Raw genomic sequence first — 26014 nt, forward strand, 5'->3', positions numbered from 1 at the left:
GCTGACGGGTCGCAATGCGCTGGTAACGGGCGGGGGAACAGGCATTGGCCTGGCCTGCGCCATGGCGCTGACAGCCGGCGGAGCGCGCGTGACCGTGCTGGGCCGCCGCCGGCAGCCGCTGGAGGCCGCCGTGGCCTCCGGTGCTGCCGCCGAGGCGATGGCGGCCGATGTGCTGTCCCTGCCTGCGCTGCCGGGCTTCGATATCCTGGTGCATGCGGCGGGGGCGGCCGAAAGCGCGTCCTTCCTGAAGTCCGATGATGCGCTATGGGACCGGATGCTGGCGGCCAATCTGCGGGGCGCCGTCAGCGTCACCCGCGCCGTGTTGCCGGATATGCTGGCCCGCGGGCATGGGCGCATCGTGCATGTCGCCAGCACGGCGGCGCTGAAAGGCTATGCCTATGTCAGCGCCTATGTCGCCGCCAAGCATGCGCTGCTGGGGTTTTGTCGCGCGCTGGCGACGGAGGTCGCGGGGCGCGGCGTCACCGTCAATGCCGTCTGCCCGGGTTTTACGGACACCGCGATCGTCGCGGAAAGCATCGCCCGCATCACCGCCGCGACCGGCCGCAGCAGCGAGGCCGCGCTGGCCGAGTTGACGCGCCACAACCCGCAAGGCCGGCTGGTGCGGCCTGACGAAGTGGCCGCCGCCGTGCTGTTCCTCAGCGGCCCGCAGGCGGGTGCGGTGAACGGCCAGGCCATCGCCGTGGACGGAGGCGAAACCACATGAGCGACGCTGAAACCGTGCTGGCCGATTCCCCCGCAGGCCATAAGGACGAGTTGCGCCTGTGGCTGCGGATGCTGACCTGCACCACCCTGATCGAGACGGAAATCCGCCGCCGCCTGCGCGCGGAGTTCGACACGACCCTGCCGCGCTTCGACTTGCTGGCGCAGTTGTTCCGCACGCCGGATGGGCTGACCCTGGGCGAATTGTCGCGCCGCATGATGGTCAGCAACGGCAACCTGACCGGCCTGTCCGGGCGGTTGGAGGCCGAGGGCCTGGTGGAACGCAGCACGCTCGCGACCGACCGGCGCGCCACGACATTGCGCCTGACCGCACGCGGCCGGCGCGATTTTGCCGTGCAATCCGCCGCGCATGAAGGCTGGATCGCCGAATTGTTGGGGGGGGTATCGGCCACGGACCGGGCCGCGCTGTTCCGCCTGCTGGCGCGCACGAAAACATCGGCCCGCGCCGCGATCGAGGAACAAGCCCCATGATCACGCCCAAGCATGTTCGCCTCGACATCAGCGACGCCGTCGCGACGATCACCCTGAATCGGCCGGAGCGCAAAAATCCGCTGACCTTCGAATCCTACGCCGAACTCGCGGCGATCTTTCGCGCGGCGGTGGCGGAGGATGGCTTGCGCGCCTTCGTTGTCACCGGCGCCGGCGGGAATTTCTGTTCGGGTGGGGATGTGCATGAAATCATCTCGCCCTTGCTGGAGCGCGACACCAAGGGGCTGATGGAATTCACCGCCATGACCGGCGAATTGGTCAAGGCAATGCGTGCCTGCCCGCAGCCGATCATTGCCGCCGTCGATGGTGTCTGCGCCGGCGCAGGGGCGATCATCGCCATGGCGTCCGACATGCGGATCGCGACCCCGGCGGCGCGCACGTCGTTCCTGTTCAACCGTGTCGGCCTGGCGGGCTGCGACATGGGGGCCTGCGCCATCCTGCCGCGCATCATCGGCCAGGGTCGCGCATCGGAACTGCTGTATCTGGGCCGCGCGATGACGGCCGACGAAGGCCTGGCCTGGGGATTCTTCAACGCGCTGCATCCGGCCGATGCGCTGGCCACGGCCGCCGCTGCATTGGCCGCGCGCATCGCCGCCGGGCCAGGGTTTGCCAATGGCATGACCAAGCGGATGCTCGGGTTGGAATGGGCCATGGGCGTGGAACAGGCGATCGAGGCCGAGGCCGTCGCCCAGGCGCTGTGCATGACCACCGCCGATTTCCGCCGCGCGCGCGACGCCTTTGTCGCGAAGCAGGCGCCGGTGTTTGGGCACAACTGATGCCGGATCGCGATTTCCTCTCCTGGCCCTTCTTCGAACCGCGCCATCGCGATTGGGCGGCCGAGGTCGAGGCGTTTGCCGCGACCCTGCCCGCGCATGGCGACGACACTGACGCCACGACGATCGCCCTGACGCGCGCCATGGGCGCCGCCGGCCTTTTTCGCGTCGCCGTCCCTGCCGATGGGCGGCTGGATGTGCGCGCGTTGTGCATTGCGCGTGACATCCTGGCGCAGCATGCCGGGCTGGCGGATTTTGCCTTTGCCATGGCGGGGCTCGGCACCGGCAGCATCACCTTGTTCGGCGATGACGTGCTGAAGGACAGGTTTCTGCCCGATGTGCGTGCCGGCCGCTCGCTCGCGGCCTTTGCCTTGAGCGAACCGGAAGCCGGTAGCGATGTCGCGGCCTTGGCGACCACCGCCACGGCCGATGGCAATGATCACTACCGCATCAACGGCACAAAAACCTGGATCAGCAATGGCGGGATCGCCGGGCATTACATCGTATTCGCCCGCACCGGTGAGGCGCCGGGCGCGCGCGGCCTGTCCGCCTTTGTCGTGCCCGCCGATGCGCCGGGGCTGACCATCGCCGCGCGGATCGAGGTCACGGCGCCGCATCCGCTGGCGACCTTGTCCTTCGCTGATGTGCGGGTGCCGGCGACGCATCGCCTCGGCAAGCCTGGCGAGGGATTCAAGGTGGCGATGGCGACGCTCGATGTCTTCCGCGCCACGGTCGGCGCCGCCGCCCTGGGCTTTGCCCGGCGGGCGTTGGACCTGACCGTCGAACGCGCCGCGACGCGCCAACTCTTCGGTGGGCCGCTGTTCGACCAGCAGATGACCCAGGCCGCCATCGCCGATAGCGCGACCGAGGTCGAAGCCTCCGCCCTGCTCGTCTATCGCGCCGCCTGGTTGAAGGACCAGGGCACGCCCCGCGTCAGCCGGGAAGCCTCGATGGCCAAGCTGCATGCGACCGAAACCGCCCAACGTGCCGCCGATCGCGCGGTGCAGATTTTTGGCGGGCTCGGCGTCACCAAGGGCCACAAGGCCGAGGAACTCTACCGGGAGGTGCGGAGCTTGCGCGTCTACGAAGGCGCCAGCGAAATCCAGCGCGTGGTGATCGCCCGCGCCGAACGCGACCGATGGGACGTGCAGCGATGAGGTATTCCGGAGACAGCCCCCACCTGGAACCCAGCGTCCACCAGGACGATTTCGCGCGCAAAAACCTGCCGCCGCGTGAGGCCTGGCCGGTGTTGCGCTTCGACCTGCCCAGCCTGCGCTATCCGCTGCGGTTGAACTGCGCGACCGAATTGCTGGACGCCAATATCGCCGCCGGGCGCGGCGATCATCCGGCCCTGGTGACACCGGCAGAAAGCCTGACCTACAGCGACCTCGCGGCCCGGGTGAACCGCATTGCCAATGTGCTGACCCGGCAGATGGGACTGGTGCCCGGCAATCGCGTGCTGCTGCGTTCGGCCAACAATGCCTGGATGGTGGCGGCGTATTTCGCCGTGTTGAAGGCGGGTGGCATCGTGGTCGCGACGATGCCGCTGCTGCGCGCGAAGGAGATCGGCGAGATCGTTTCGCGCGGCCACATCACCCATGCGCTTTGCGATGTGCGGCTGCGGGCGGAACTGGACAAACTGCCGCCGCTGCGCACGGCGACCTGGGGCGATGGCGATCTGGAAACGCGTTGTGCGGCGGAAGCCGACAGTTTTGCCGCCTGCGACACCTCGGCCGATGACGTGTGCCTGATCGGCTTCACCTCCGGCACGACCGGCGAGCCGAAAGGCACCATGCATTTCCATCGCGACATGCTGGCGATCTGCGATGCCTATTCCGCGCAAGTGCTGAAACCGCTGCCGAGCGATCGCTTCATCGGGTCGCCGCCGCTGGCCTTCACCTTTGGGCTCGGTGGGCTGGTGCTGTTTCCGTTCCGCGTGGGCGCGACGGCTATCCTGCTGGAACGGGCGGGGCCGGAGGATTTGCTGCCCGCTATCGCGAACTACCGCGCGACGGTCAGTTTCACCGCGCCCACCGCCTATCGCGCCATGGCGGCGTTGGTGGGGCAGCATGACATTTCCTCGCTGCGCCGCTGCGTCAGCGCTGGCGAGGCTCTGCCGAAGCCGACCTTCGATCTTTGGAAGGCGGCGACGGGCCTGTCCCTGATGGATGGCATCGGCGCCACCGAAATGCTGCACATCTTCATCGCGGCACCGATCGAAAAGATCCGGCCGGGCGCGACCGGCATTCCCGTGCCGGGGTACGAGGCGCGAGTCGTGGACGACGACCTCAACGAAGTGCCGCGCGGCACGCCAGGCCAATTGGCCGTGCGCGGCCCGACCGGGTGCCGCTACCTCGCCGACCCGCGGCAGCAGAAATACGTGCGCGACGGCTGGAACATCACCGGCGACACCTACATCCAGGACGCCGACGGCTATTTTTTCTACCAGGCCCGCAGCGACGACATGATCATCTCGGCCGGCTACAATATCGCGGGGCCAGAGGTGGAGGTCGCCCTGCTGACGCATCCCGCCGTGCGCGAATGCGGGGTGGTCGGTGCGCCCGATCCCGAACGGGGCATGATAGCCAAGGCTTTTGTCGTGTTGCATGAAGGCTTCGACGCTGGCGATGCGCTGGCCAAGACCCTGCAGGATCACGTGAAAGCCGAAATCGCCCCCTACAAATACCCCCGCGCCATTGTCTTCGTGCAGGCCCTGCCGCGCACCGAAACCGGCAAACTGCAACGTTTCGCACTGCGCCAGGCATGAGCCGCCCGACCGCCCTGCCCTTCGCCGCCCTGCCCGCGCGCGCCTGGCACGCCCCGGCACGGGTGCGCTTTTCCGACTGCGACCCGGCCGGGATCGTGTTTTTCGCCAACTGGTTCACCTTCGCCAATGCCGCGATCGAGGATTGGTTCGACCACGCGTTGAACGTCGATTTCCACGACCTGCACGGCCCGCGTCGCACCGGCACCGGCTTCGCCCATGCGGAGGCGGATTACTTCGCGCCGGGCATGATGGGCGACCGGATCACCCTGACGCCGCTCATCACCCGCATCGGCGGCGCTTCCTATTCGCTGACCGTGCATATCCACCGTGGCGAGACCGAACTCGCACGGCTCAGCCTCGTCACCGCCACCACCGACCTCGATGCGCGTCGCGCCATCCCGATTCCGGATGATCTGCGTGCCGCCCTGGTCGCCTACCGGGATCTTTGCGCCGCATGACCCATCCCCTGACCGCCCTGCAACCGCCTGGTTGGCCGGCGCCGCGCGGCTATGCCAATGGCATGGCCGGGCGCGGCCGCATCGTGCTGGTCGGCGGCCAGATCGGTTGGGATGCGACCGGCCGTTTCGCCAGCGGCTTCGTGCCGCAGGTGGCGCAGGCGCTGGAGAACATCCTGGCTGTTGTGGCGGAGGCCGGGGGTGGCCCGGAGCATATCGCCCGGCTGACCTGGTTCGTGGTGGACATGGATGAATACCGCGCCTCGCTGGCCGCCCTCGGCCCCGCCTATCGCGCCGTGATGGGCAAGAATTTTCCGGCCATGTCGCTGGTCGCGGTGACCGCGCTGGTGGAACCCGCGGCGCGGGTGGAGATCGAGGCGACGGCGATCATTTCGGACTGACAGCGGCGCGGCGGTGCGCCATGCTGGCCGCACCCGCCGGAGGCCGCCCATGGATCGCCGCAGTTTCCTCGCCACCACCGCCGCAGCGTCCCTCGCGCGGCCGGCCCTCGCGCAATCCGACAATGCGCGCACCCTGCGTTTCGTGCCGCAGGCCGACCTGGTCATCCTCGACCCGCTGAACACCACCGCCTACCCCACGCGCAACCACGGGCATCTGTGCTGGGACACGCTCTACGGGATCGATTCGGATTTCGTGCCCCGGCCGCAACTGGCCGAGGGGCATGTGGTCGACGACGATGGCAAGCGCTGGACCTTCACCCTGCGCAGCGGCCCGACCTTCCATGATGGCGAACGCATCCTGGCGAAGGATGCGGTGGCCTCGATCAAGCGCTGGATGCTGCGCGACACGCATGGGCAGACCCTGGCGACGCGCATCGTCTCGATCGCGCCGCTGGACGACCGGCGGTTCGAAATCCGGCTGAACCGGCCGTTCGGGCCGATGCTGGATGCGCTGGGCAAGGCGTCGTCCTACCCGTGCTTCATCATGCCGGAGCGCTTCGCCACGACCGATCCGGGCCGGGCGCTGACCGAGGTCGTGGGCTCCGGCCCCTATCGCTTCGTGCCGTCCGAGAGGGTTTCGGGCTCGCAGACCGTCTATCGCCGTTTCGACGCCTACCAGCCCGTGTCCGGCCCCGCCCCCAGCATGATCGCCGGCCCAAAACTGGCGAATTTCGAACGGGTGGAATGGAAGGTGATGCCCGACCCCGCCACCGCCGCCGCGGCCTTGCAGGCCGGTGAGGTCGATTGGTGGGAACAGATCGCCGCCGACCTCGGCCCCGTGCTGCGGCGCAATCGCGGCGTGACGGTCGATCGCATCGATACCGGCGGCATCATGGCCATGCTGCGCTTCAACCATCTGCACCCGCCCTTCAACGACCCGGCGGTGCGGCGGGCGATCCTGCCGGCCTTGACCCAGTCCGATTTCATGCAGGCGATGATGCCGGACCGCGATTTGTGGAAGGATGGTGTCGGCTGCTTCCCGGACGGGTCGCCTTTGGCCTCGGATGCCGGGCTCGATGCCATCACCAGCCCGCGCAACCTCGATGCCGCCAAACGCGCCCTGGCCGCGACCGGCTATGCCGGGCAGCCCGCGGTGATGCTGCATGCGACGGATGTGGTGAACAACAACATCCTGGGCACCGTCGGCGTGGATCTGCTGCGCAAGGTCGGCTTCACGGTCGATGACGCGGTGTCGGACTGGGGCACGGTGCTGCAACGCCGGGCGCGCCGCGAACCGCCGGGCCAGGGCGGCTGGGGCTGCGTCGTGGTGCTGTTCGGCAGCATCGACCTGGGCAATCCGGGGGCGCATCTGCTGCTGCGGGCGAATGGCCAGGACGCCTGGTTCGGCTGGCCCACCTCGCCCCGCCTGGAATCCCTGCGCGATGATTGGTTCGAGGCCCCGGACCTGCCCGCCCAAAAGAGCATCGGCCGCGACATCCAGACCCAGTTCTTCCAGGACCTGCCCTTCCTGCCGCTGGGCCAGTACCTGGTGGACAGCGCTTATCGCCGCGACATCACGGGCGTGCGGCGGGGCATCACCCTGCCGCTGAACGTGCGGCGGGGCTGAGGATCAGGTCGGGTCGGGCTCGGACGCCCGGCCCATCGGGTGCTTGTCGCCGCGGCCCATCCGCCGGGCGGCGCAGACCGCCGCGACCGGCAGCAGCGCACCGGCGGCCCCCACCGCGACACCGCCCGCGACACCCAGGGCAAAGGCGCCGCGCACCACCATCCGGGTGACGGCCAGTTGCACGCAAAGCGCCTTGATCAGCATGGGGTGATGCTCCTGTTTCCTTGGCGTTCAGGTGGGCGCTGCGCGGCGGCCATCAAGCGGGCGTTACACGATGGGGGCCTTGGTCATGTCACCTGCTGCTTGCGCGCCGGGCGCGGGGCCAGGGCGCGGATCGCCTCGGCCAGGGCGGGCTGGCCGGCTTGCAGGGCCAGGAAGGCGGCCTCATCCCGCGCGATCTCATACCCCAGGCGGTAGCCGGCGCCGGTCGCGGCCTCCAGCCCCCGGCTCAGCCCGGCCGCGACGGCGCCCAGGACCTTGGGCGTTACGGTCATGTTGCAACCGCGTGCGGACCATGCGGCCTGCCGCCTTGCCCCAGGCTCGCGCCGATGCTTTCTTCCGCCCGCCCCGCCGCCCGGTTGGGGATTGGGCTCCCGAGGATCAGCATGGCCAAGATCAAGGTAAAGACTCCCGTCGTCGAACTCGACGGGGATGAGATGACCCGCATCATCTGGGGGTTCATCAAGGACAAGCTGATCCTCCCCTACCTGGACATCGACCTGAAGTACTACGACCTCGGCGTCGAATACCGCGACCAGACGGATGACCAGGTCACCGTCGATGCCGCCAATGCGATCAAACAGTACGGCGTGGGCGTGAAGTGCGCCACCATCACCCCCGACGAAGGCCGGGTGAAGGAATTCGGCCTGAAGAAGATGTGGCGGTCGCCGAACGGCACGATCCGCAACATCCTGGACGGCACGATCTTCCGTGAGCCGATCATCTGCCAGAACGTGCCCCGCCTGGTGCCGCATTGGTCCAAGCCGATCGTCGTCGGCCGCCACGCCTATGGCGACATCTACCGCGCGGTCGAAATGAAGGTCCCCGGCGCCGGCAAGGTCACCATGACCTACACGCCCGAGAATGGCGCCCCGGTCGAAATCGGCGACTTCGCCTTCAAGGGCCCTGGCGCCTTCATGGGCCAGCACAACCTGAACGCCTCGATCGAGGGCTTTGCCCGCGCGTCGTTCAACTACGGCCTGTCGCGTGGCTTCTCGGTCTACTTCAGCCACAAGAACACGATCCTCAAGGCCTATGACGGCAACTTCAAGGACATCTTCCAGACCATCTTCGACAATGAGTTCAAGACCCGCTTCACCGCGGCCGGCATTGTCTACGAAGACCGCCTGATCGACGACATGGTCGCCAGCGCGCTTAAGTGGGAAGGCGGCTACCTCTGGGCCTGCAAGAACTACGACGGCGACGTGCAGTCGGACATCGTGGCACAGGGCTTCGGCTCGCTCGGGCTGATGACCTCGGTGCTGCTCTCCCCTGATGGCAACACGGTCGAATCCGAAGCGGCGCACGGCACGGTGACGCGCCACTACCGCGAACACCAGAAGGGCCGCGCGACCAGCACGAACCCGATCGCGTCGATTTTTGCTTGGACCCGCGGGCTGATCTATCGCGGCCAATTCGACGGCACGCCGGATGTGACCGCTTTTGCTGAGACCCTGGAAAAGGTCTGCATCGACACCGTCGAGAGCGGCTTCATGACCAAGGACCTGGCCACGCTGGTCGGGCCGAACCAGCCCTACCTGACCACCCAGGACTTCCTGGCGAAGCTGGATGAGAACCTGAAGAAGGCGATGGCCTGAGTTTTGCCTCGGGGGCCGGGATGACACTCTCGGCCCTCGATCTTCTTGCACTTTTGATTTTTGTGGCCTGCTGGGCGGGCTATGCCTCGGTCGTTGACCGCGTGCCCAGTATCCGCGCCCGCAGCGTGATCGCGGCGATGGACGAACACCGCCGCCGCTGGATGATCGCGGCGCTGGAGCGCGAGAATCGCATCTCCGACGTGTCGATCATCGGCAATCTGATGACCTCGACCTCCTTCCTCGCCAATACCTGCATCTTCATCCTGGGCGGGTTGCTGGCGCTGCTGGCATCGCCCGACATGGGGCGGCGCGTGCTGGGCGCGCTTCCGTTGCTGGAGGCACAGATCACCGACGGTGCCTGGGAAATGCGCATCGCGCTGATGCTGATCATCTTCGTCCGCGCCTTCTTCGAACTGACCTGGGCGCTGCGGCAGTTCAACTACGGCAGCATCCTGATCGGCGGGCTGGGGCGCGGGCCGTCCCACACCAGGGCGGCCGAGGTCGCGGCCCGGGTCATCAACCGCGCCGCCCGGCATTTCAACACCGGGCTGCGGGCCTATTACTTCGGGCTGGCGGCGCTGGCCTGGATCATCCACCCGATCGCGCTGATCATCGCCAGCCTATTGGTCTTGCAGGAAATTCACCGGCGGGAATTCCGTTCCATCGTGCGCGACGCGCTCTTGGACCCGGCGCGCTGACGGCGCCTCGCGCGTTCCGCCGCCCTCGGCATCGCGGCTTTCCGCATTTTCGTGCCTTGCCGTTCCCGCCCGGTTGTTCAACCTCCGATTGCGAGCCATAGCGGAACCTGGCCGCGGGCAGACCAGCCCCGACCCAAAGCCAGGAGCATCCCCATGATACTGCGAGCCTTGCTGACCTCGGTCTGCGTCCTGGCGACCTTCCACGCCGCCCTCGCCTGCACGGCGGTGAATGTCACCGGCCGCGACGGCACGGTGGTGGCCGGGCGTACCATGGAATGGGCCTTGGACATGCAGTGGAAGCTCGTCAGCCAGCCGGCCGGGGCGCCGATGGCACTCCGCCCGCCGCCGGGCCTCAACCTGCCGACCAACAACATCACCACGAAATATGCCCTGGTCGGCGTCGCCCCAGGCGTCTTGTCCAGCGTCGCGCTGCTGGAGGGGCAGAACTCCGCCGGCCTCGGCATGAGCGCCAATTTCCTTCCCGGCTTCACCGAATACCAGACAGTGACCCCGCAGGACCGGAACTACGTCTCCATCCTCGACTTCGGCACCTGGTCGCTTGGCAGCTTCGCAAGCGTCGCGGAGGTGCGGACCGCACTTCAGGCGACCAAGGTCTGGTTCGATGCCGCGGCCCTCGGCACGGGCGACTTGCCCCTGACGCTGCACCTGGTCTTCACCGACCGGACGGGCGCCAGCGTCGTCGTCGAATATGTGGGCGGCGAGCTGCGGCTGTACGACAATGTGGTGGGCGTGCTGACCAATGCGCCGACCTATGACTGGCACCTGCTGAACGTCCGCAACTACCTGAACCTCTCGACCGTGGGGGTGCAGGCCACGCGGGTCGGCACGGCGAATGTCACGGCGCTGGGCCAGGGCGGCGGGACGATGGGCATTCCCGGCGACTACACCCCGCCGTCACGCTTTGTCCGCGCGGCCTTCATGCGCCACAACACGACGCAGCCGGCGACGGGCGCCGAGGCGGTGCAGGCGGTCGGGCATATCCTCAATACCGTGAACATCCCCCTGGGCGTCGCGCAGAGCCAGGAGGGTTCGCAACTGGTGTCCGACTACACGCAATTCGTGGCGATCAAGGACCTGACCAACAATCGGCTGATGATCACGGACTACAATCACCGGCTGACCTTCCTGACGCTCGACCTGAACACGATCTTTGCCCAGGACCGGCCGAGCTCGATCCGCATCGCCGACCTGCCCTATCCCAGCGCGATCGATGCCACGGCGAGCCTGAAGCCGTAGGGGATTACTGTAAAATGGGGGGTGGCGCCTTGAAAGGGGCGTTGCCCCTTTCAAACTATCCCCACCAAGGGGCCGTGGCCCCTTGGAACCCACGATACTTGGTAAAATAAAGAGAGGGGCGTCAAAGGCGCGCTTTTGATCGATGGCGCGTCATGCCCCTCTCTTTATTTTACCAATACTCCGCCGGTCCAGGGGCGGCGGCCCCTGGTGGGGGAGGTTTGGAGGGGGCGAAGCCCTCTCCATTGCGCAACCTCCCCATTTTTCAATATCCCGCCAGGGTCAGCAACCGCCGGAAGACGGTCGGCAGGGCCGCCGCGGCCTCATCGGCCGGGCGCCAGGCTAGCCCTGGCGGGGCGGGCGCGTGCCCACGGGCCAGGAACAGCCGCATGGTCAATTCGAAGTGGGTGAAGCCGTGCCGCGCCGTGCCGGGCAGCGGCGCCCAGGCCCCGGCAAAGGGCGCATGGGCCAGGGCGGCGGCATCCTCCCACGGCGTATCGGTCCAGGGCGTCCCGGGGATATCCGCCATGCCCCCCAACAGCCCGCGTGGCGGGCGGCGCCCCAGCAGCATTTGGCCCGACGAATCCAGCGCCAGGAAATGCGCGCCGTGGCGATGCGGGCGCGCGGCTTTGGCAGCCTTGGCCGGCAGGTCGGCCGCGATCCCCTGGGCCTGCGCGGCGCAGGCGCCAAGCCAGGGGCATAGGGCGCAGGTGGGTGTCCTGGGCGTGCAGATCGTCGCGCCCAGGTCGAACAGCGCCTGGGCGAAATCGCCCGGGCGGGCGCGCATGGCGGGGTCGGCGCGGAAGCCCTCGGCCAGGGTGGTCAGGCGGCGCTTGGCGCCTGGCAGGGGCTCGGTCACGGCGAAGAGGCGGGCGACGACCCGTTCCACATTGCCATCGACCGGCACCACCGGCTGGCCCAGCGCGATGGCGGCGACGGCGGCGGCGGTATAGGGGCCGATGCCCGGCAGCGCGCGCCATCCCGCCACATCGGCCGGGAACCCGCCCGCCTGGGCGATGGCGCGGGCGGCGGCATGCAGGGCGCGGGCGCGGGCGTAGTAGCCAAGCCCCGCCCATTCCTCCATCACCGCGGCCTCGGGCGCCGCGGCCAGGGCCGCGACATCGGGAAAGCGCGTCAGGAACCGGGCGAAGCGGGGGGCCACTGCGGCGACGGTGGTTTGTTGCAGCATCACCTCCGACAGCCAGACCCGATACGGATCGGCCTGTCCGCCGGTCTCGCGAAAAGGCAGAATGCGCCGATGGCGATCATACCAGGCAAGAAGCGCGGCGGCGGGGGGGTAAAGCGGGGTCACGCCAAGGGCGATGCCCCACAAGCCCCGCCCCCGTCCAGTGCGACGCCACCCAAGCCCCCTTGGCGCGCCTTCGACCTGCGGGCGCTGGGCGCGCTGATCCCGACTGTCGCCCGCCCCGCCCTGCGCCGGCACGGCGGCCAGGCGGCGCTGCTGATCGCGGACTGGGCCGAGATCGCCGGCCCCGCCCTGGCCGAACTCGGCGTGCCCAAATCGCTGTCGGCCGGGACGCTGACCCTGGCCTGCACCGGCCCTGCCGCGATGCAGTTGCAGATGATGGCGCCGGTCGTGATGGACCGGGTGAACACCCACCTCGGCCGGGCCGTCGTCCAGCGGCTGCGCTTCGTCCAATCGGCGCCGCGCCCGGTTTTGCCGCGCGCCGGGGCAGCCCAGGCCCGCCCCGACGCGCCCTTGCCGCCCCATGTCCTGGCCGATCTTTCCGGCATCGAAAGCCCCGACCTGCGCGCGGCGCTGGAAAAAATGGCCCGCGGGGTCTATCGGAACACGCGCCGGGGGTGATGCCGCCCGGCCGCCCGCAGCCGGAGACAGCCCCTTGCGCCTTCCTCGCCGTAGCCTCCTTGCCCTCCCCGCCCTGGTGCCGACCCTGGCCGTCGCCCCGACGGCCTTTGCCCAGATCGCCGCGAACGACCCCCGCCTGACCGAACGCAGCTTGGGCCGCCCCGATACGCGCCCGGTGGTGATCGAGTTCTTCTCGCTGACCTGCGGCCATTGCGCCGCCTTCCACCGCGACGTGTTCCCGCGCGTGAAATCGCAACTGATCGATACGGGCCGCATCCGGATGGTGCTGCGCGACTTCCCGCTGGACCAGTTGGGCCTGGCCGCCGCCGCCGTGGCGCGCTCGCTGCCGGAGGCGAGCTACGACGCCTTCATCTCCACCCTGTTGAGCACGCAGGACCGCTGGGCCTTCAATCGCAACGGCGATCCGGCGGCGGAAATCGCCAAGCTGGCGGCCATCGCCGGCATGTCGCGCGAACAGGTGAACGCCGCGATGGGCGATCGCGACCTGCAACGCGCGATCCTGGAAGGGCGCCAGCGCGCGGAACAGGAATACCGCGTGAACAGCACGCCGACCTTCGTCTTTGGCAACAAGGTCGTCCCGGGCGGCATGCCCTTCGACCGTTTCGCCGAATATGTGCGTGAGGCGTCGGCTTGACGGAAGACGTCCAGCCGCAGGCGGACGACATTGAAGGCGCGGCGGCGGAAACGCCGCGCCCCCCGCGCAGCGCGACCCTCACGCGCCTGCGCATCGCCGGCTTCAAATCCTTTGCCGAGCCCACGATTGTCGAGGTCCTGCCGGGGCTGACCGGCATCGTCGGTCCGAACGGCTGCGGCAAATCCAATGTCGTCGAGGCGCTGCGCTGGGCGATGGGCGAAACCTCCGCCAAGTCGCTGCGCGGCGGTGAGATGGAGGACGTCATCTTCGCCGGCACCGCGACCCGGCCGGGCCGCAACCTGGCGGAAGTGTCGCTGTCGCTGGAAGACGCCGCCGGCCTGGCGCCCCCGCCACAGGCGGAGGCCGATTCGCTGGAAATCGTCCGCCGTATCGGCCGCGGCGATGGATCGACCTTCCGCGTCAACGGCCGTGAGGTCCGCGCCCGCGACATCCAGACCCTGTTCGCCGACATCGGCAGCGGCGCGCGCGCCAGCGCCATGGTCAGCCAGGGCCGCGTCGCGACCCTGATCGCGGCAAAACCCGAGGAACGCCGCAGCGTCATCGAGGAAGCCGCCGGCATCGGCGGCATCCGCGCCCGGCGGCATGAGGCGGAACTGAAACTGCGCGCCGCCGAGGCCAACCTGCTGCGCGCCGACGACCTGAAGGGCCAGTTGGCGACCCAGGCCCAGGGGTTGCAGCGCCAGGCGCGGCAGGCCGCCAGGTATCGCAACCTGTCCGGGCTGACGCGGGATGCGGAGGCGGAGTGGCTCGCCATCCTGGCCGGGCGGGCGGCGGCATCGCTGACCGCCGCGACCGCCGCCCTGGCCAGCGCCCGCGCCGCCACCAGCATCGCCGAAGCCGCCGCCGAGGCCGCCGCGATCCGCGCTTTCGCGGCCGAACGCGACCTGCCCGGCCCGCGTGAGACGGAAGCCGCCACCCGCACCGCCCTGGAACGCCGCCGGGTGGAGGCCGAAACCCTGGCCGATGCCGAGGCCGTAGCCCGCGCCGCCCTGGACGCCGCCCGCCAGCGCCTGGACCAGATCACCCAGGACCAGGCCCATGCCGCCGCCGCTGGGCGCGATGCCGCCGCCGCCCTGGCGCGGCTGGCGACCGAAGCGGAGGCCCTGGCCGCCGCCGAGGCCGCCCTGCCCGGCCGGCGTGTGGCCGCGGAAGCCGCGCAAACCGCCGCGATCGCCGAAGCCGCAACGGCCGACGCCGCGCTCGCCGCCGCCACCGAAACCGCCGCCCAGGCCGCCGCGGCCCAAACTGCCGTCACCACCGCGCATGACGCCGCCGACCGCACCGCCCGCGAGACCGGCGCCCGGCTGGCCGCCCGCCTGGCCGAACGCGATTCCGCCCGCGCCGAACAGGTGCCGCCCGAATCGCTGGCCGCCGCCGAGGCCGCCGTCCTGGCTGCCGAAGCCGATCTCGCCGCCGCCCTGGCCGCGTTGACCGAAGCCGAAGCCGCCCGGGGCGCCGCCACCGCCACCGCCGAGGCCGCCACCCGGGCCGCCACCGCCGATGCCGCCACCCGCGCCCAGGCGACCCAGGCCCTGGCTGCCAACCGCGCCCGCGCCCAGAAACTCGCGGCCGAACGCGACCGTATCGCCGCCGACCACGACGCCGCCCTGGCGGCCCGCCTGCCCGCCGAGACCCTGGCCGAGGCGGGTGCGGCGCTCGCCGCCGCCGAACGCGCCGGCGCCGATGCGGCCGCGGCGCTGGACGAAGCCGCCGCGACCCGCGCCGCCGCGACCACGGCCGAAGCCGCCGCCCGCGCCCGCGCCGCGGAAACCGAGGCCGCCCGCGCCCGCGCCGGGGCCGAGGCACAGGGCCTGGCTGACCTGCTGGCCGCGCGCGACACCGGCGGCGCGACCCCGGTGCTCGATGCCGTCACCCTGCCGCCGGGGTTGGAGGCAGCCCTTGGCGCGGCCCTGGGCGAAACGCTGGAAAGCCCGGCCGACGACCCCTCCGCCCTGCGCTGGTGGCGCGGCCTGCCGCCGATCGACCCCAACGCGCCCCTGCCGCACGGCGCCACGCCCCTGTCGCGGCTGGTCGAAGCCCCGGCCGCCCTGCAACGCGCCCTGTCCCAGGTCGGCCTGCTGCCGGAGGGCGCCGATGGCGCCGCCCTGCAGGCCACGCTGCGCCCCGGCCAGATGCTGGTCACGGCCGAGGGCGCGCTGTGGCGCTGGGACGGCCATACCGCCCGCGCCGGCGCCCCCACGCCTGGGGCCGTGCGCCTGCGCCAGCGCAACGCCCTGCGCGCCGCCCGACGCCGGCTGGACCAGGAAGCGGCCGCCGCCGCCGAAACCACCCGCGCACGCGACGCCGCCGAAGCCGCCGCCGCCGCCGCGACCAGCGCCGAGGCCACCGCCCGCGCCGCGCGCGATGCCGCCGACCAGGCCCTGGCCGCCGCCCGTAGCCGCTCCGCCGCCTGTGCCGCACAGGCCGCCGAAGCAGCAGGGCGGGTGGAAGTCCTGGGGCCGCAGCGCGAGCGCAGCGGCGCCGAGGCCGAAGCCGCCGCCGCCGAGGCCCAGGCCGCCGAAGCCGCCCTGGCCGCCCTGCCCGACCCCGCCCTGGCCACCACCGCCCGCGCCGAGGCCGCCCGCCTGGCCCAGACCACCGCCGCCCAGGAAGGCGCCGCCCGCACCGCCCGCCAGGCCGCCGAACGCCGGCTGGGCGAGACCCGCGCCGATGCCGCCCGCCTATCGGCCAAGGCGGCGGGCGCCGAGGCCCGGTTGGCCGCGCTGGACCCCGAAATCGCCCGGCTGACCGATGAGTCCGCCGCCGCCGGCCTGACCCTGGCCGATGCAGCCCGCACTCTGGCAGACCTGCCGGACCTTGCCGCCTTGCGCGCCGCCGCCGATGCCGCCCGCGCCGCCGCCGCCCTGGCGCGTGAGGTGGAGGCGGCCGCCCGCCGCGATGTCGCCGACCTCGATGCGGAGGCGCCCCGCCTTGTGGCCCGACGCACCGCGCTGACCGCCGATGCCGATGGCTGGCGCACCCGTGCCGAAGACGCCGCCACCCGCCTCGATTCGCTGACCGCCCGCCACGATGCCGCCGCGGCGGAGGCGGAGGCCGCCGCCGAAGCCCCCGACGCCGCAGCCACCCGCCGCGCCGCCGCCGCCCGCGCCCTTGCCCTGGCCGAGGCCGCCCAGGCCGAGTCCGCCACGGCCCTGGCCGCCGCCGAGGCCGAGGGCCGCGCCGCCACCGACGGCCGCCGCACCGCCGATGCCGCCTTCGCCGCCGCGCGCGAGACCCAGGTCGCGGCCGACGCCGCCCTGCGCGCCGCCGAAACCGAAGGCCGCGCCACCGCCGAACGGATCGTGGAACGCCTGGGCGAGGAAGCCACGCTGCCCGAACCACCCGCCGACCTGTCCGACGCCGCCGAGGAAAAGGCCCGCCGCCGCGCCGACCGCCTGGCCCGCGAGCGGGAGGAGATGGGGCCGGTCAACCTGCGCGCCGAGATCGAGTTGAAGGAGATCGAGGATCGTGCCTCCTCGATCGAAAGCGACCGGGCCGAAATCGCCTCCGCCATCGCCAAGCTGCGCGGCAGCGTCGGCTGGCTGAACCGCGAGGCGCGGGAGCGGCTGCGCGCGGTCTTCGACCGCGTCGATGTCGAATTCCGCGCCCTGTTCACCCGGCTGTTCGGTGGCGGGCGGGCGCATCTGGCGATGGTCGGATCGGAGGATCCGCTGGAGGCGGGGCTGGAGATCTACGCCGAACCGCCGGGCAAGAAACTGTCGTCGCTGTCGCTGCTGTCGGGCGGCGAGCAGGCGCTGACCGCGCTGTCGCTGATCTTTGCCGTGTTCCGCTGCAATCCCGCCCCTGTCTGCGTGCTGGACGAGGTGGATGCGCCGCTGGATGACGCGAATGTGGAACGGCTCTGCGACCTGCTGGACCATATGGCGGAGGAAGGCGGCACGCGCTTCCTGGTCGTCACCCACCATCCGCTGACCATGGCGCGGATGCACAGGCTCTATGGCGTGACGATGCAGGAACGCGGGGTGTCGCGGCTGCTCAGTGTGGACCTGGGCCGCGCGGTGGAACTGGCCGAGGGGCCGGGCGCGGGCTGACGCCGGCGAAACGGGCTGGCGGCGCGCCGGGCGCCCCCCTAGGCTCACGCCTTCAGACCCGCCCGGGAGACCCCCATGCTGCCCACCACCCTGCGCCGCGCGCTTTTCGCCACAGCCCTGTCGCTGCCGATGATGGGGCCGATGCTGGGTGGGTTGGCGCCGCACGCCGCCGCCCAGACCGCCCCCGCCGGAAACGTCTTCCGCTGGGCGAATGACGGCGACACCAATTCGATGGACCCCTACACGCGGCAGGAAACCTTCCTGTTGTCGTTCAACAACAACGTCTACGACGGGCTGGTCCAATACGGCCGGGGCATGCAAATCCAGCCCGCGCTGGCCGAGCGCTGGGAACTGCTGTCGCCCACGCAATGGCGCTTCCACATCCGCCGCAACGTCACCTTCACCGACGGCAGCCCGCTGACGGCGGAGGATGTGGTCTTCAGCATCGCCCGCGCGCGCGGGCCGGGCAGCAATGTCGCCGGCACCTTCCAGTCGATCGCCAGCATCGTGAAGGTCGATGACTTCACGGTGGACATGATCACCACCGTGCCGAACCCGATCCTGGTGCAGGAACTCACCACCTTCCAGGTGATGAGCAAGGGCTGGACGGAGCGCAACAACGCGACGCGCGTCGCCGACCTGACCTCGCGGGAAGAAAACTTCGCGTCGCGCAACGCGATGGGCACCGGGCCCTTCATGCTGACCAGCCGCGAACCCGATCGCCGCACCGTGCTGACACCGAACCCGCGCTGGTGGGGCCAGGTGGAGCACAACCTGTCGCGCGTCGAATTCAACGTCATCGCCAATGACGCGACGCGGGTCGCGGCCCTTCTGTCGGGCGAGATCGACATGATCTACACTGTGCCGCCGCAGGACGTGGACCGCATCGGCCGTGCGCCGGGGCTGCGCGCGTTGCAGGGGCCGGAGCTGCGGACGATCTACCTCGGCATGGACCAACTGCGTCCGGAACTGCTGAAAAGCGACGTGCGCGGGCGCAACCCGTTCCAGGATGTGCGGGTGCGGCGCGCCTTCTACCAGGCGATCGACGTCGCCGCGATCCAGCGCAGCGTGATGCGCGGCCAGTCGCGGCCGACCGGGTTGCTCTACGGCCCGGGCGTGAACGGCTTCCTCGAGGCCGATGACACGCGCCTGCCGTTGGACCTGGCGGCATCGCGCCGCCTGCTGACCGAAGCGGGCTATCCGAACGGCTTTGGCGTGACCCTGGATTGCCCGAACGACCGCTATGTGAACGACGAAGGCATCTGCACCGCCGTCGTCGCCATGCTGGCCCGCGTCGGCATCCGCGTGACCTTGAACGCGCAGACCCGCGCGCGCTTCTTCGCCGAGGTGAATGGCCCGCGCTACAACACCAGCTTCTACCTGCTGGGTTGGACCCCGGCGACGGGCGATGCACACAATTCGCTGTTCAACCTGGCGCGCACGCGCGACGGGGCGGCCAGCGGCGTCTTCAACAATGGCGGCTATTCCAACCCGCGCTTCGACAGCCTGACGGACCGCATCGCGGTGGAAACCGATGCCGCAGCCCGCCAGCGTCTGATCACCGAGGCGAGCACGCTGATGCGCGATGATGTCGGCTACATCCCGCTGCACCAGCAGCAGATCGTCTGGGCGATGCGCAACAACGTCCAGGTGGAGCAACTGGCCAACAACTACTTCCCGCTGCGCTTCGTGAGAATGAACTGACGCTGCGCGTCGGGCGAATGAACTGAGGCGGGAATTCGGTTCAGCCCGCTTCCCCATGGCGCGACCCCGGCGCTAGGCTGCCGGGGCGATGCCAGAACAAGAACCAGAACGCGTCCCCTTCGCCAGCAACCACCTGCTGCGCCGCGCCGCGGCCGGCGACAGCGCCCCGATGCTGCTGCTGCACGGCGCCGCCACCGGCGCCTGGATCTGGGAAGATGGATTTTCCGCCCGGCTGAACGCGGGGGGGCGGGAGACAGCCTCCTTCACCTTCCGCCGCATCGGGCGCAAGGGCGGCCCCGCCGGGCTGGATGACTTCCTGGCCGAAACCCGCGCGGCGCTGGAGGTGATCGGCCGCCCGACCTTGCTGGTCGCCCATTCGCTGGGCTCGCTGGTGGCGCAGCGGTTGCTGGCCGATCCCGCCGTGCTGGGGGCGGCGATGCTGGCGCCGGTCCCGCCCGAGGGGCTGTGGTGGTCGAACCTGCGGCTGGCGTTCAGCGACCCGTTCTTATGGGGCGATGTGGCGCGCATGTCGGAACCGGCGGGGTCGCGGCAACCCGCCCGCAACCTGAAATCGGCGCTGTTTGCCGGGCTGACCGATGCGGATGCCGCCCGCCATCTGCTGCACCTGGGCGGCGAATCCCGCGCCGCCCTGCTGGAAGCGCAAAGCCCGCAGCCGGTCCCGCCGCGCGCCCTGCACCGCAAGCCGGTGCTGATCCTGGGGGGTGAGGCCGATCCGCTGATCCCGGCCGATGCGGTCAAGCGCTGCGCCGCCTGGCATGGCACCAGCGCCCAGTTCCTGGCCAATACCGCGCATCTGATGATGCTGGATTCGACCTGGCCACAGGTCGCCGACGAAATCCTGGAATGGGCCGCCACGATTGGTTGACGCGCGCCGCGCGGGCGGTTGACACGCGGCACGCGGATTGCGAGCCAATTCGCGACAAACCGCCAGGAACCCCGATGACCCCAGATTACGAGGCCTATGCCGTGCAGGCCGCCGCCCTGATCGGCCTGCCGCTGCACCCCGATCGCGTCGCCGCCGTCGGCGCCAACCTGGCCCAGGCAGCCGCCATGGCGGCGCTGGTCTTTGCCGTTCCGCTGACGGCCGCCGATGAACCCGCCCCGGTGTTCGTCCCCGCACCGTTCATTCCCGTCTCTCCGGCCGCCGCATGACCGCCCAGAACATCGCGGCCGATGTCCGCGCCGGCCGCCGCAGCGCCGTGTCGGTGGCCGAGGCGGCGCTTGCCGCCGTCGCCGCCGGCAATCCGCGGCTGAACGCCTTCACCCATGTCGATGCCGCCCGCGCCCTGGCCACGGCCGCAGCGATCGACGCCACCGTCGCCAAGGGCGGCGACCCCGGCCCGCTGGCCGGCGTGCCCTTCGCCGTCAAGAATCTGTTCGACCTGGAGGGAATCAGCACCCTGGCCGGGTCCAAGATCGAACGCGACGCGCCGCCTGCCGCGCGGGATGGCTTTCTGGTGCGCCGGATGCTCGCCGCGGGTGCTGTGCCCGTCGGCGCGCTGAACATGGATGAATACGCCTACGGCTTCACCACCGAGAATGCGCACGAAGGACCGGCGCATAATCCGCATGACCTGGCGCGGATGGCCGGTGGCTCCTCGGGCGGGTCGGCGGCGGCCGTCGCGGGGGGGTTGGTGCCGCTGAGCCTGGGGTCGGACACCAATGGCTCGATCCGCGTGCCCTCGGCCATGTGCGGCATTTTCGGGCTGAAGCCGACCTATGGGCGGCTGGCGCGCAGCGGGTCGTATCTTTTTGCCGGGTCCTTCGACCATCTGGGGCCGTTTGCCCGGACCCTGGAAGATCTGGCCCTGGCCTATGACGCGCTGCAGGGGCGGGATGAGGAAGACCCCTGCCAGACGCCGACGCCGTTCCAGCCGGTCAGCGGTCTGACCGGGTTGGACGGGCTGCGGATCGGCGTCGCCGGCGGGCATTTCGCCAAGGGGGGCCATCCGGAGGCGCTGACCGCCGTCACCGGCTTCGCCAAGGTCCTGGGCGCCACCACGGTGGTGGACCTGCCCCTGGCCGCCGCCGGCCGCGCCGCCGCCTTCCTGATCACGATGGCCGAGGGCGGCAACCTGCACCTGCCGGACCTCAAGACCCGGCCCGAGGATTTCGACCCCGCGACCCGCGATCGCTTTTTGGCGGGCACGCTGATCCCGGCGACCTGGATGGTGCAGGCCCAGCGCGTCCGCGCCGCCTGGCGCGCCCAGGCCCTGGCGGCCTTCGAGACGGTGGACTGCTTCCTGACCCCCACCCTGCCCTGCGTCGCCCCGCTGATCGGCCAGGCGACGATGGTGATCGACGGGCAGACTCTCCCCACCCGCCCGATGCTGGGCGTCTACACCCAACCGATTTCCTGTATCGGCCTGCCGGCGATGGCAGTTCCGCTGGCGAATCCGGGCGGCTTGCCGCTGTCGGTGCAACTGGTCGCCGCCCCCTGGCGCGAGGACATCCTGTTCCGCGTCGCCGATGCGCTCGTCAAAGCCGGCGTTGCCGCCGCGCCGGAGGTCCCCGCCTGATGCAGATCGACGACCCAAAGACCCTGGCCGAGGTCACCGCCCTGTTCGAGGCCTATGAGGTCGCGCTGACCACCAATGACGTCGCGACCCTGGATGCGATGTTCTGGCAGCACGCCAAGACCGTGCGCTACGGCGCCGCGGAAAACCTGCATGGCCATGCCGAGATCGCGGCGTTTCGCGCGGCGCGGCCATCCGTGGGCCTGGCGCGCGATCTGGTGCGGACGGTGATCACCACCTTCGGCCAGGATTTTGCCACCGCCAGCACGGTGTTTTCCCGCAACGGCCGGATCGGGCGCCAGCAGCAAAGCTGGGCGCGCCTGCCCGAGGGCTGGCGCGTGGTCGCGGCGCATGTGTCGCTGTTGCCCGAGGGCGTCGCCGGGTAGCAGGCAATAAAAAAGGCCGAGGGGTTGCCCCCTCGGCCCGTCTGTTGGGACTTGGCTCAGGCCGCGCGCAGCGCCCGCGGCAGGTCGTTGATCGCGGCGTCCAGCATCGCGCTGGCGGCCTGGGGGTCCAGCGCCTTGGCCACCACGTCGCGCGCGGCGGCGGTCGCCACTTCGGCGGCGGCGTTGCGGACTTCGGTGATGGCGCTGGCCTCGGCCGCGGCGATGCGGTCCATCGCCATGCGTTCGCGGCGGGCGGCGGTCGCCTCGGCCTCGGCGGCGGTCGCGGCGGCCAGGCGTTCGGCCTCGGCCTTGGCACGCTCGATCATCGTGGCGGCTTCGGCGGTCGCGGCAGCGCGGTCCTGTTCGGCCTGGGCCAGCATGGCCTCGGCTTCGACGCGCAGGCGGGATGCCTCGGCCAGTTCGGCGCGCACCGCGGTGGCGCGCGCGTCAAGGGCGGCGGCGATCAAGGTCCAGAGCTTGCGCCCCAGCAGGCCGACGAAGATGAAGAAGGACACGGCGACCCAGAACTTCGGGTCCAGCCAGAAATGCTCATAATGGTGCATGGCGGGATCCCTTCGTTCAGGCGGCGCGTTGGGTCAGCGCGGATTCCACGGCGGCGCCCACCGTGGCGGGGCTGGCCGTGACGCCAAGCCGCGCCACCAGGGCGACGGCGGTATCGGTCGCGACATCCCGCAGCGCGCCCATGGCCCGGTCGCGGGACTGGGCGATGCTGGCTTCGGCTTCGGCCGTGCGCGCCGCCAGGATGGCGGCGGCGGCCTCGGCCTTGGCGTGGGCAGCGGCGCCGGCGGTCGTCACCGCGGCCGTCACCTCGGCCTGCGCCGAGGCACGGGCTTCGGCCATGGCGCGGCGCGTGGCACGGATGGCGGCATCCGCCTCCACCTTGGTGTCGCGCGCGGCGGTCAGGTCATCGGCGATGCGCGATGCGCGGTCAGCCAGGACCTCACTGACGGGCGGCAAAAGATATGTGGAGGCGACGTAGTAGAGCAGCCCGAAGATGACGACGAGCCAGACGACCATGCCGAGCAGGGCTTCGTCGCCGAAGCGCAGTTGCGGCATCCCGCTCTGCCCTTCGGCCGCTTGCGCGGCGATGGGAAGGGCAAAAAGGGCCAGGGCCGAAAGGCGCTTCATCATCATCTGGTTCCGATCTTACAGGCAACTGCCCCGGCACCCTTGCGGGCGCCGGGGCCGCGGATCAGGCGAACAGGATGAGGAAGGCGATCAGCAGCGCGAACAGCGCCACGGCTTCCGTCAGCGCGAAGCCCAGAATGCCGATCGGGAACACGACGTCGCGGGCGGCCGGGTTGCGTGCCACGCTGGTGATCAGCGAGGAGAAGATGTTGCCGATCCCGAGACCGACGCCGAACAGCGCGATGACGGCGATACCGGCCCCGAGGGCCTTGGCGGCGGCGACTTCCATGTGAGCTTCCTTTGAACGGTGATGTGGTTGCGGCAAAAAAGGCTGAGCGAACGCGGCCCAGTAGCGGGTGATCAGTGCAGGTGCACCGCGTCGTGCAGATAGATGCAGGTCAGGATCGCGAAGACATAGGCCTGCAGGAACGCCACCAGGATCTCGAAGCCCACGAGGGCCACGTTGATCGCCAGCGGCAGCGCCGCCAGCGGCAACCAGGCGGCACCAAGCCCCCCCAGCAGGACGACGAAGGTCGCGAAGACCTTCAGCATCACGTGGCCGGCGACCATGTTCGCGAACAGACGGATCGACAGGCTGACCGGGCGGGAGATGTAGGAGACGATTTCCACCGGGATGATGATCGGCGCCAGCCAGAGCGGCGCGCCCTCGGGGAAGAAGTATCCGAAGAACTTCATGCCATGCAGGCGGATGGCGACGATCGTCGTCACCAGGAAGACGATGACCGCCAGGGTCAGCGTCACCGCGATGTGGCTGGTATGGGTGAAGGCATAGGGCAGCATACCGAGCATGTTGCCGAACAGGATGAAGGCGAAGAGCGAGAAGACGAAGGGGAAGTAGCGACGCCCCTCATCCCCGACCTGGCTTGTCACCAGCCCCATGACGAAGCTGTAGAGCATCTCGGCGGCCGATTGCAGGCGCCCGGGGACCACGGCGCGCGGCCGCATGCCATAGACGAACAGCGCGGAGATCAGCGCGACCGAGACCAGCATGAAGGCATTGGCCTGGCTGAAATTCACCGCCGAGCCGAAAGCGCCGAACATCGGCACCAGTTCGAACTGGCTCAGCGCGTCGATGGTCGGACCTTCAGCGGCCACAGGCTCTCTCCCGCTATCCAGCGAACTTGCTAAATCTGAACTTACAATGTCGGACGCTTGGGCGGCATGAACAAACGATAGATGTTCATGACGCCGGCCGCGCCACCCACCAGGATCATCACCATCAGGAGCCAGGGTGACGTGCCGAGCCAGCGGTCGAGCAGATAGCCCAACCCGGCACCGACCATCAGGGACGAAACAAGTTCGACCCCCGCGCGCAATCCGAAGCCCCAAGGACCAAGCGCGCCGCCCTTGTCGCCGTCCTTGGCGACATCCAGACCATGACGGGTCCGGGCCTTGCGCAGTCGATCGTCGAATTCGTCTGCCACGATGTAACCCTGCCCCCGAGATTGCCCCCCCGGTTGGCGATGCGCGATTACGGGTGCATTGCAGCGATGTCAACCGCCGCGGGGGGTTTGCGGCGGCTTTGGTGGGCTATTCGGCGGCTTGCGCGAGTGCCGCGGCCGGCCCGATCCAGACCCGGCGGGGGATCAGGACCGTGCCTTCGAAAATGCGGCGGGCGGTGCGCATGACGCTGGCCCATTCGACATCGCCATCGCGCACCGAAATGCCCAGTTCCATGATGCCGGATGGGTGGACGATGCTGACCGGGACATCGGCGACCTCGACCTTCGCGACCTCGGCCGCCACGGTCCCGGGCAGGCGGGCGGCGGCGGCGATGGCGATGCCGCCGGTGGCGGCCATCGCCTTGTGCACCGCATGCGGCGTCAGGTAGCGCGCGACCAGGGTGAAATCGGCGCTGGGCCCCAGCAGCACGGGCTTGGGGATCACGCTGTCGGAGACATCGCCCAGGTTCATCATCGGCCCCGCCAGGCGGCGCAGCGCCTCGATCCGCGCCATCAGGGCGGTATTGGCCTCGATCTCGGCCGTGCTGGTATCGGCGCTGACGCCAAGCGCATCGGCCCGCACCAGCATCACCGGCATGGCGCAGTCGATCAGGGTCAGCGCCACGCCATCGACGATGTCCTGGCGGTTGCCGGTGGGGAACAGGGCGCCGCACTTGCCGCCCGAAACCTCCCGGAAGCGCAGGGACACCGGGGCCGCGGTGCCGGGGGCGCCAGGGATGGCGGTGTCGCCGTCGTAGGTGACCTCGCCGCCCGGGGTCTGCACCACGGCCTCGACCAGCGCACCGGCGTTGATGTTGCGGATCATGACGGAGGTTTCACCATCCTTGGCCGCGACCAGCCCGGCCTCGATGGCAAAGGGTCCGACGCCGGACAGCATGTTCCCGCAATTCGGCCGGGTATCGACCAGCGCCCGGCCGACATCGACCTGGGCGAACAGGTAGTCCACATCGACGCCCGGCTCGGCGCTGCGGGACACGATGGCGACCTTGCTGGTCAGGGTATTGGCGCCGCCGATACCGTCGATCTGCAACTGGTGCGGGCTGCCCATGGCCGCCAGCAGCACGGCATCCCGCGTCGCGACATCCTCCGGCAGGTCGGATTTGAGGAAATACGGGCCGCGACTGGTGCCGCCGCGCATCAGGACGCAAGGGATGCGGGTCTGCATGGGCGGGCTCC

28 protein-coding genes are annotated in these 26014 nt (G+C 70.1%); 19 read left to right on the forward strand and 9 right to left on the reverse strand.

Features of this window, described 5'->3' with window-relative positions; all coding sequences use genetic code 11:
* Window positions 1–61 precede the first annotated feature (61 nt).
* Genes ACQW02_RS20115 through ACQW02_RS20150 form a run of 8 tightly spaced genes read left to right on the forward strand, consistent with a single transcriptional unit; the run spans window position 62 to window position 7253 of the window.
* A complete protein-coding gene (locus ACQW02_RS20115) occupies window positions 62–724 on the forward strand; it encodes an SDR family NAD(P)-dependent oxidoreductase (RefSeq protein WP_431281694.1) in 663 nt (220 codons plus the stop codon).
* Complete coding sequence (locus ACQW02_RS20120) at window positions 721–1212, forward strand: MarR family winged helix-turn-helix transcriptional regulator (protein ID WP_431281695.1); 492 nt, start codon at window positions 721–723, stop codon at window positions 1210–1212. The genes ACQW02_RS20115 and ACQW02_RS20120 overlap by 4 nt, the downstream gene beginning before the upstream one ends.
* The gene (locus ACQW02_RS20125; protein ID WP_431281696.1) at window positions 1209–2006 is read left to right on the forward strand and encodes an enoyl-CoA hydratase family protein; all 798 of its coding nucleotides are present in this window, start codon (window positions 1209–1211) and stop codon (window positions 2004–2006) included. Before ACQW02_RS20120 ends, ACQW02_RS20125 begins: the two co-directional genes overlap by 4 nt.
* A complete protein-coding gene (locus tag ACQW02_RS20130; protein WP_431281697.1) occupies window positions 2006–3160 on the forward strand; it encodes an acyl-CoA dehydrogenase family protein in 1155 nt (384 codons plus the stop codon). The genes ACQW02_RS20125 and ACQW02_RS20130 overlap by 1 nt, the downstream gene beginning before the upstream one ends.
* The gene (locus ACQW02_RS20135; RefSeq protein WP_431281698.1) at window positions 3157–4770 is read left to right on the forward strand and encodes an AMP-binding protein; all 1614 of its coding nucleotides are present in this window, start codon (window positions 3157–3159) and stop codon (window positions 4768–4770) included. The genes ACQW02_RS20130 and ACQW02_RS20135 overlap by 4 nt, the downstream gene beginning before the upstream one ends.
* Complete coding sequence (locus ACQW02_RS20140; RefSeq protein ID WP_431281699.1) at window positions 4767–5228, forward strand: acyl-CoA thioesterase; 462 nt, start codon at window positions 4767–4769, stop codon at window positions 5226–5228. The genes ACQW02_RS20135 and ACQW02_RS20140 overlap by 4 nt, the downstream gene beginning before the upstream one ends.
* Window positions 5225–5626 carry a RidA family protein gene (locus tag ACQW02_RS20145; protein ID WP_431281700.1) on the forward strand — a complete coding sequence of 134 codons (402 nt, stop codon included), beginning with the start codon at window positions 5225–5227 and terminating at the stop codon, window positions 5624–5626. Before ACQW02_RS20140 ends, ACQW02_RS20145 begins: the two co-directional genes overlap by 4 nt.
* Window positions 5627–5675: 49 nt before the next feature.
* Window positions 5676–7253 carry an ABC transporter substrate-binding protein gene (locus ACQW02_RS20150; RefSeq protein WP_431281701.1) on the forward strand — a complete coding sequence of 526 codons (1578 nt, stop codon included), beginning with the start codon at window positions 5676–5678 and terminating at the stop codon, window positions 7251–7253.
* 3 nt (window positions 7254–7256) lie between these two features.
* Here the strand turns inward: ACQW02_RS20150 and ACQW02_RS20155 are convergent, their stop codons facing one another.
* Together ACQW02_RS20155 and ACQW02_RS20160 are read right to left on the reverse strand one after the other, a co-directional pair.
* The gene (locus ACQW02_RS20155) at window positions 7257–7457 is read right to left on the reverse strand and encodes a hypothetical protein (protein ID WP_431281702.1); all 201 of its coding nucleotides are present in this window, start codon (window positions 7455–7457) and stop codon (window positions 7257–7259) included.
* An 83-nt stretch (window positions 7458–7540) separates the two neighbouring features.
* On the reverse strand, window positions 7541–7747 hold the full coding sequence (locus tag ACQW02_RS20160; protein WP_431281703.1) for a hypothetical protein: 207 nt from the start codon (window positions 7745–7747) through the stop codon (window positions 7541–7543).
* Window positions 7748–7858: 111 nt separating this feature from the next.
* Between ACQW02_RS20160 and ACQW02_RS20165 the strand changes: the two genes are divergently transcribed.
* From ACQW02_RS20165 to ACQW02_RS20175, 3 genes are all read left to right on the forward strand, one after another.
* Window positions 7859–9070 (forward strand): NADP-dependent isocitrate dehydrogenase, encoded by a 1212-nt coding sequence (locus ACQW02_RS20165; RefSeq protein ID WP_431281704.1) that lies wholly within the window; start codon window positions 7859–7861, stop codon window positions 9068–9070.
* 20 nt (window positions 9071–9090) lie between these two features.
* Window positions 9091–9768, forward strand: a complete 678-nt coding sequence (locus tag ACQW02_RS20170) for a DUF599 domain-containing protein (protein ID WP_431281705.1) — start codon at window positions 9091–9093, stop codon at window positions 9766–9768.
* 153 nt (window positions 9769–9921) lie between these two features.
* Window positions 9922–11025, forward strand: coding sequence for a choloylglycine hydrolase family protein (locus ACQW02_RS20175; protein WP_431281706.1), 1104 nt, complete (start codon window positions 9922–9924; stop codon window positions 11023–11025).
* A gap of 262 nt (window positions 11026–11287) precedes the next feature.
* On the opposite strand, the gene ACQW02_RS20180 is transcribed toward ACQW02_RS20175, so the two are convergent.
* The gene (locus ACQW02_RS20180; protein WP_431281707.1) at window positions 11288–12211 is read right to left on the reverse strand and encodes an NUDIX domain-containing protein; all 924 of its coding nucleotides are present in this window, start codon (window positions 12209–12211) and stop codon (window positions 11288–11290) included.
* A 69-nt stretch (window positions 12212–12280) separates the two neighbouring features.
* Here ACQW02_RS20180 and ACQW02_RS20185 point away from each other — a divergent pair, with 69 nt between their 5' ends.
* From ACQW02_RS20185 to hpxZ, 8 genes are all read left to right on the forward strand, one after another.
* A complete protein-coding gene (locus ACQW02_RS20185) occupies window positions 12281–12850 on the forward strand; it encodes a DUF721 domain-containing protein (protein ID WP_431281708.1) in 570 nt (189 codons plus the stop codon).
* A gap of 34 nt (window positions 12851–12884) precedes the next feature.
* A complete protein-coding gene (locus ACQW02_RS20190) occupies window positions 12885–13505 on the forward strand; it encodes a thioredoxin domain-containing protein (RefSeq protein ID WP_431281709.1) in 621 nt (206 codons plus the stop codon).
* 29 nt (window positions 13506–13534) lie between these two features.
* Window positions 13535–17578 (forward strand): chromosome segregation SMC family protein, encoded by a 4044-nt coding sequence (locus ACQW02_RS20195; RefSeq protein ID WP_431285936.1) that lies wholly within the window; start codon window positions 13535–13537, stop codon window positions 17576–17578.
* 75 nt (window positions 17579–17653) lie between these two features.
* Window positions 17654–19282, forward strand: coding sequence for an ABC transporter substrate-binding protein (locus ACQW02_RS20200; protein ID WP_431281710.1), 1629 nt, complete (start codon window positions 17654–17656; stop codon window positions 19280–19282).
* An 88-nt stretch (window positions 19283–19370) separates the two neighbouring features.
* Window positions 19371–20168 (forward strand): alpha/beta hydrolase, encoded by a 798-nt coding sequence (locus tag ACQW02_RS20205; protein WP_431281711.1) that lies wholly within the window; start codon window positions 19371–19373, stop codon window positions 20166–20168.
* Window positions 20169–20242: 74 nt separating this feature from the next.
* A complete protein-coding gene (locus tag ACQW02_RS20210; protein ID WP_431281712.1) occupies window positions 20243–20455 on the forward strand; it encodes an AtzG-like protein in 213 nt (70 codons plus the stop codon).
* Window positions 20452–21822, forward strand: coding sequence for an AtzE family amidohydrolase (locus tag ACQW02_RS20215; protein ID WP_431281713.1), 1371 nt, complete (start codon window positions 20452–20454; stop codon window positions 21820–21822). The genes ACQW02_RS20210 and ACQW02_RS20215 overlap by 4 nt, the downstream gene beginning before the upstream one ends.
* Window positions 21822–22205 carry an oxalurate catabolism protein HpxZ gene (gene hpxZ, locus ACQW02_RS20220; protein WP_431281714.1) on the forward strand — a complete coding sequence of 128 codons (384 nt, stop codon included), beginning with the start codon at window positions 21822–21824 and terminating at the stop codon, window positions 22203–22205. The genes ACQW02_RS20215 and hpxZ overlap by 1 nt, the downstream gene beginning before the upstream one ends.
* Window positions 22206–22261: 56 nt before the next feature.
* On the opposite strand, the gene ACQW02_RS20225 is transcribed toward hpxZ, so the two are convergent.
* From ACQW02_RS20225 to ACQW02_RS20250, 6 genes are all read right to left on the reverse strand, one after another.
* Window positions 22262–22768: a F0F1 ATP synthase subunit B gene (locus tag ACQW02_RS20225; RefSeq protein ID WP_431281715.1), complete on the reverse strand. Its 507-nt coding sequence runs from the start codon at window positions 22766–22768 to the stop codon at window positions 22262–22264.
* A gap of 16 nt (window positions 22769–22784) precedes the next feature.
* Window positions 22785–23360 (reverse strand): F0F1 ATP synthase subunit B', encoded by a 576-nt coding sequence (locus ACQW02_RS20230; RefSeq protein WP_431281716.1) that lies wholly within the window; start codon window positions 23358–23360, stop codon window positions 22785–22787.
* A gap of 58 nt (window positions 23361–23418) precedes the next feature.
* Window positions 23419–23643 (reverse strand): ATP synthase subunit C family protein, encoded by a 225-nt coding sequence (locus ACQW02_RS20235; RefSeq protein ID WP_111396493.1) that lies wholly within the window; start codon window positions 23641–23643, stop codon window positions 23419–23421.
* A gap of 71 nt (window positions 23644–23714) precedes the next feature.
* Window positions 23715–24416, reverse strand: coding sequence for a F0F1 ATP synthase subunit A (locus tag ACQW02_RS20240; RefSeq protein WP_431285937.1), 702 nt, complete (start codon window positions 24414–24416; stop codon window positions 23715–23717).
* 95 nt (window positions 24417–24511) lie between these two features.
* Window positions 24512–24799, reverse strand: a complete 288-nt coding sequence (locus tag ACQW02_RS20245) for an AtpZ/AtpI family protein (RefSeq protein WP_431281717.1) — start codon at window positions 24797–24799, stop codon at window positions 24512–24514.
* 106 nt (window positions 24800–24905) lie between these two features.
* On the reverse strand, window positions 24906–26003 hold the full coding sequence (locus ACQW02_RS20250; protein WP_431281718.1) for a 4-oxalomesaconate tautomerase: 1098 nt from the start codon (window positions 26001–26003) through the stop codon (window positions 24906–24908).
* Between the last annotated feature and the right edge of the window lie 11 nt (window positions 26004–26014).

This window comes from Humitalea sp. 24SJ18S-53 (assembly GCF_050632385.1).
Lineage (GTDB): Bacteria > Pseudomonadota > Alphaproteobacteria > Acetobacterales > Acetobacteraceae > Humitalea.

Bases quoted from the DNA above. Each gene is read 5' to 3' on its own strand.
- ACQW02_RS20180 (WP_431281707.1), bottom strand. From the start codon at position 12,211: ATGCTGCAACAAACCACCGTCGCCGCAGTGGCCCCCCGCTTCGCCCGG.
- ACQW02_RS20240 (WP_431285937.1), bottom strand. From the start codon at position 24,416: ATGTTCGGCGCTTTCGGCTCGGCGGTGAATTTCAGCCAGGCCAATGCC.
- ACQW02_RS20145 (WP_431281700.1), top strand. From the start codon at position 5,225: ATGACCCATCCCCTGACCGCCCTGCAACCGCCTGGTTGGCCGGCGCCG.
- ACQW02_RS20170 (WP_431281705.1), top strand. From the start codon at position 9,091: ATGACACTCTCGGCCCTCGATCTTCTTGCACTTTTGATTTTTGTGGCC.
- ACQW02_RS20215 (WP_431281713.1), top strand. From the start codon at position 20,452: ATGACCGCCCAGAACATCGCGGCCGATGTCCGCGCCGGCCGCCGCAGC.
- ACQW02_RS20185 (WP_431281708.1), top strand. From the start codon at position 12,281: ATGGCGATCATACCAGGCAAGAAGCGCGGCGGCGGGGGGGTAAAGCGG.
- ACQW02_RS20210 (WP_431281712.1), top strand. From the start codon at position 20,243: ATGACCCCAGATTACGAGGCCTATGCCGTGCAGGCCGCCGCCCTGATC.
- ACQW02_RS20140 (WP_431281699.1), top strand. From the start codon at position 4,767: ATGAGCCGCCCGACCGCCCTGCCCTTCGCCGCCCTGCCCGCGCGCGCC.
- ACQW02_RS20155 (WP_431281702.1), bottom strand. From the start codon at position 7,457: ATGCTGATCAAGGCGCTTTGCGTGCAACTGGCCGTCACCCGGATGGTG.
- hpxZ (WP_431281714.1), top strand. From the start codon at position 21,822: ATGCAGATCGACGACCCAAAGACCCTGGCCGAGGTCACCGCCCTGTTC.
- ACQW02_RS20125 (WP_431281696.1), top strand. From the start codon at position 1,209: ATGATCACGCCCAAGCATGTTCGCCTCGACATCAGCGACGCCGTCGCG.
- ACQW02_RS20200 (WP_431281710.1), top strand. From the start codon at position 17,654: ATGCTGCCCACCACCCTGCGCCGCGCGCTTTTCGCCACAGCCCTGTCG.
- ACQW02_RS20160 (WP_431281703.1), bottom strand. From the start codon at position 7,747: ATGACCGTAACGCCCAAGGTCCTGGGCGCCGTCGCGGCCGGGCTGAGC.
- ACQW02_RS20235 (WP_111396493.1), bottom strand. From the start codon at position 23,643: ATGGAAGTCGCCGCCGCCAAGGCCCTCGGGGCCGGTATCGCCGTCATC.
- ACQW02_RS20225 (WP_431281715.1), bottom strand. From the start codon at position 22,768: ATGCACCATTATGAGCATTTCTGGCTGGACCCGAAGTTCTGGGTCGCC.
- ACQW02_RS20175 (WP_431281706.1), top strand. From the start codon at position 9,922: ATGATACTGCGAGCCTTGCTGACCTCGGTCTGCGTCCTGGCGACCTTC.
- ACQW02_RS20230 (WP_431281716.1), bottom strand. From the start codon at position 23,360: ATGATGATGAAGCGCCTTTCGGCCCTGGCCCTTTTTGCCCTTCCCATC.
- ACQW02_RS20130 (WP_431281697.1), top strand. From the start codon at position 2,006: ATGCCGGATCGCGATTTCCTCTCCTGGCCCTTCTTCGAACCGCGCCAT.
- ACQW02_RS20150 (WP_431281701.1), top strand. From the start codon at position 5,676: ATGGATCGCCGCAGTTTCCTCGCCACCACCGCCGCAGCGTCCCTCGCG.
- ACQW02_RS20115 (WP_431281694.1), top strand. From the start codon at position 62: ATGGCGCTGACAGCCGGCGGAGCGCGCGTGACCGTGCTGGGCCGCCGC.
- ACQW02_RS20120 (WP_431281695.1), top strand. From the start codon at position 721: ATGAGCGACGCTGAAACCGTGCTGGCCGATTCCCCCGCAGGCCATAAG.
- ACQW02_RS20205 (WP_431281711.1), top strand. From the start codon at position 19,371: ATGCCAGAACAAGAACCAGAACGCGTCCCCTTCGCCAGCAACCACCTG.
- ACQW02_RS20250 (WP_431281718.1), bottom strand. From the start codon at position 26,003: ATGCAGACCCGCATCCCTTGCGTCCTGATGCGCGGCGGCACCAGTCGC.
- ACQW02_RS20135 (WP_431281698.1), top strand. From the start codon at position 3,157: ATGAGGTATTCCGGAGACAGCCCCCACCTGGAACCCAGCGTCCACCAG.
- ACQW02_RS20165 (WP_431281704.1), top strand. From the start codon at position 7,859: ATGGCCAAGATCAAGGTAAAGACTCCCGTCGTCGAACTCGACGGGGAT.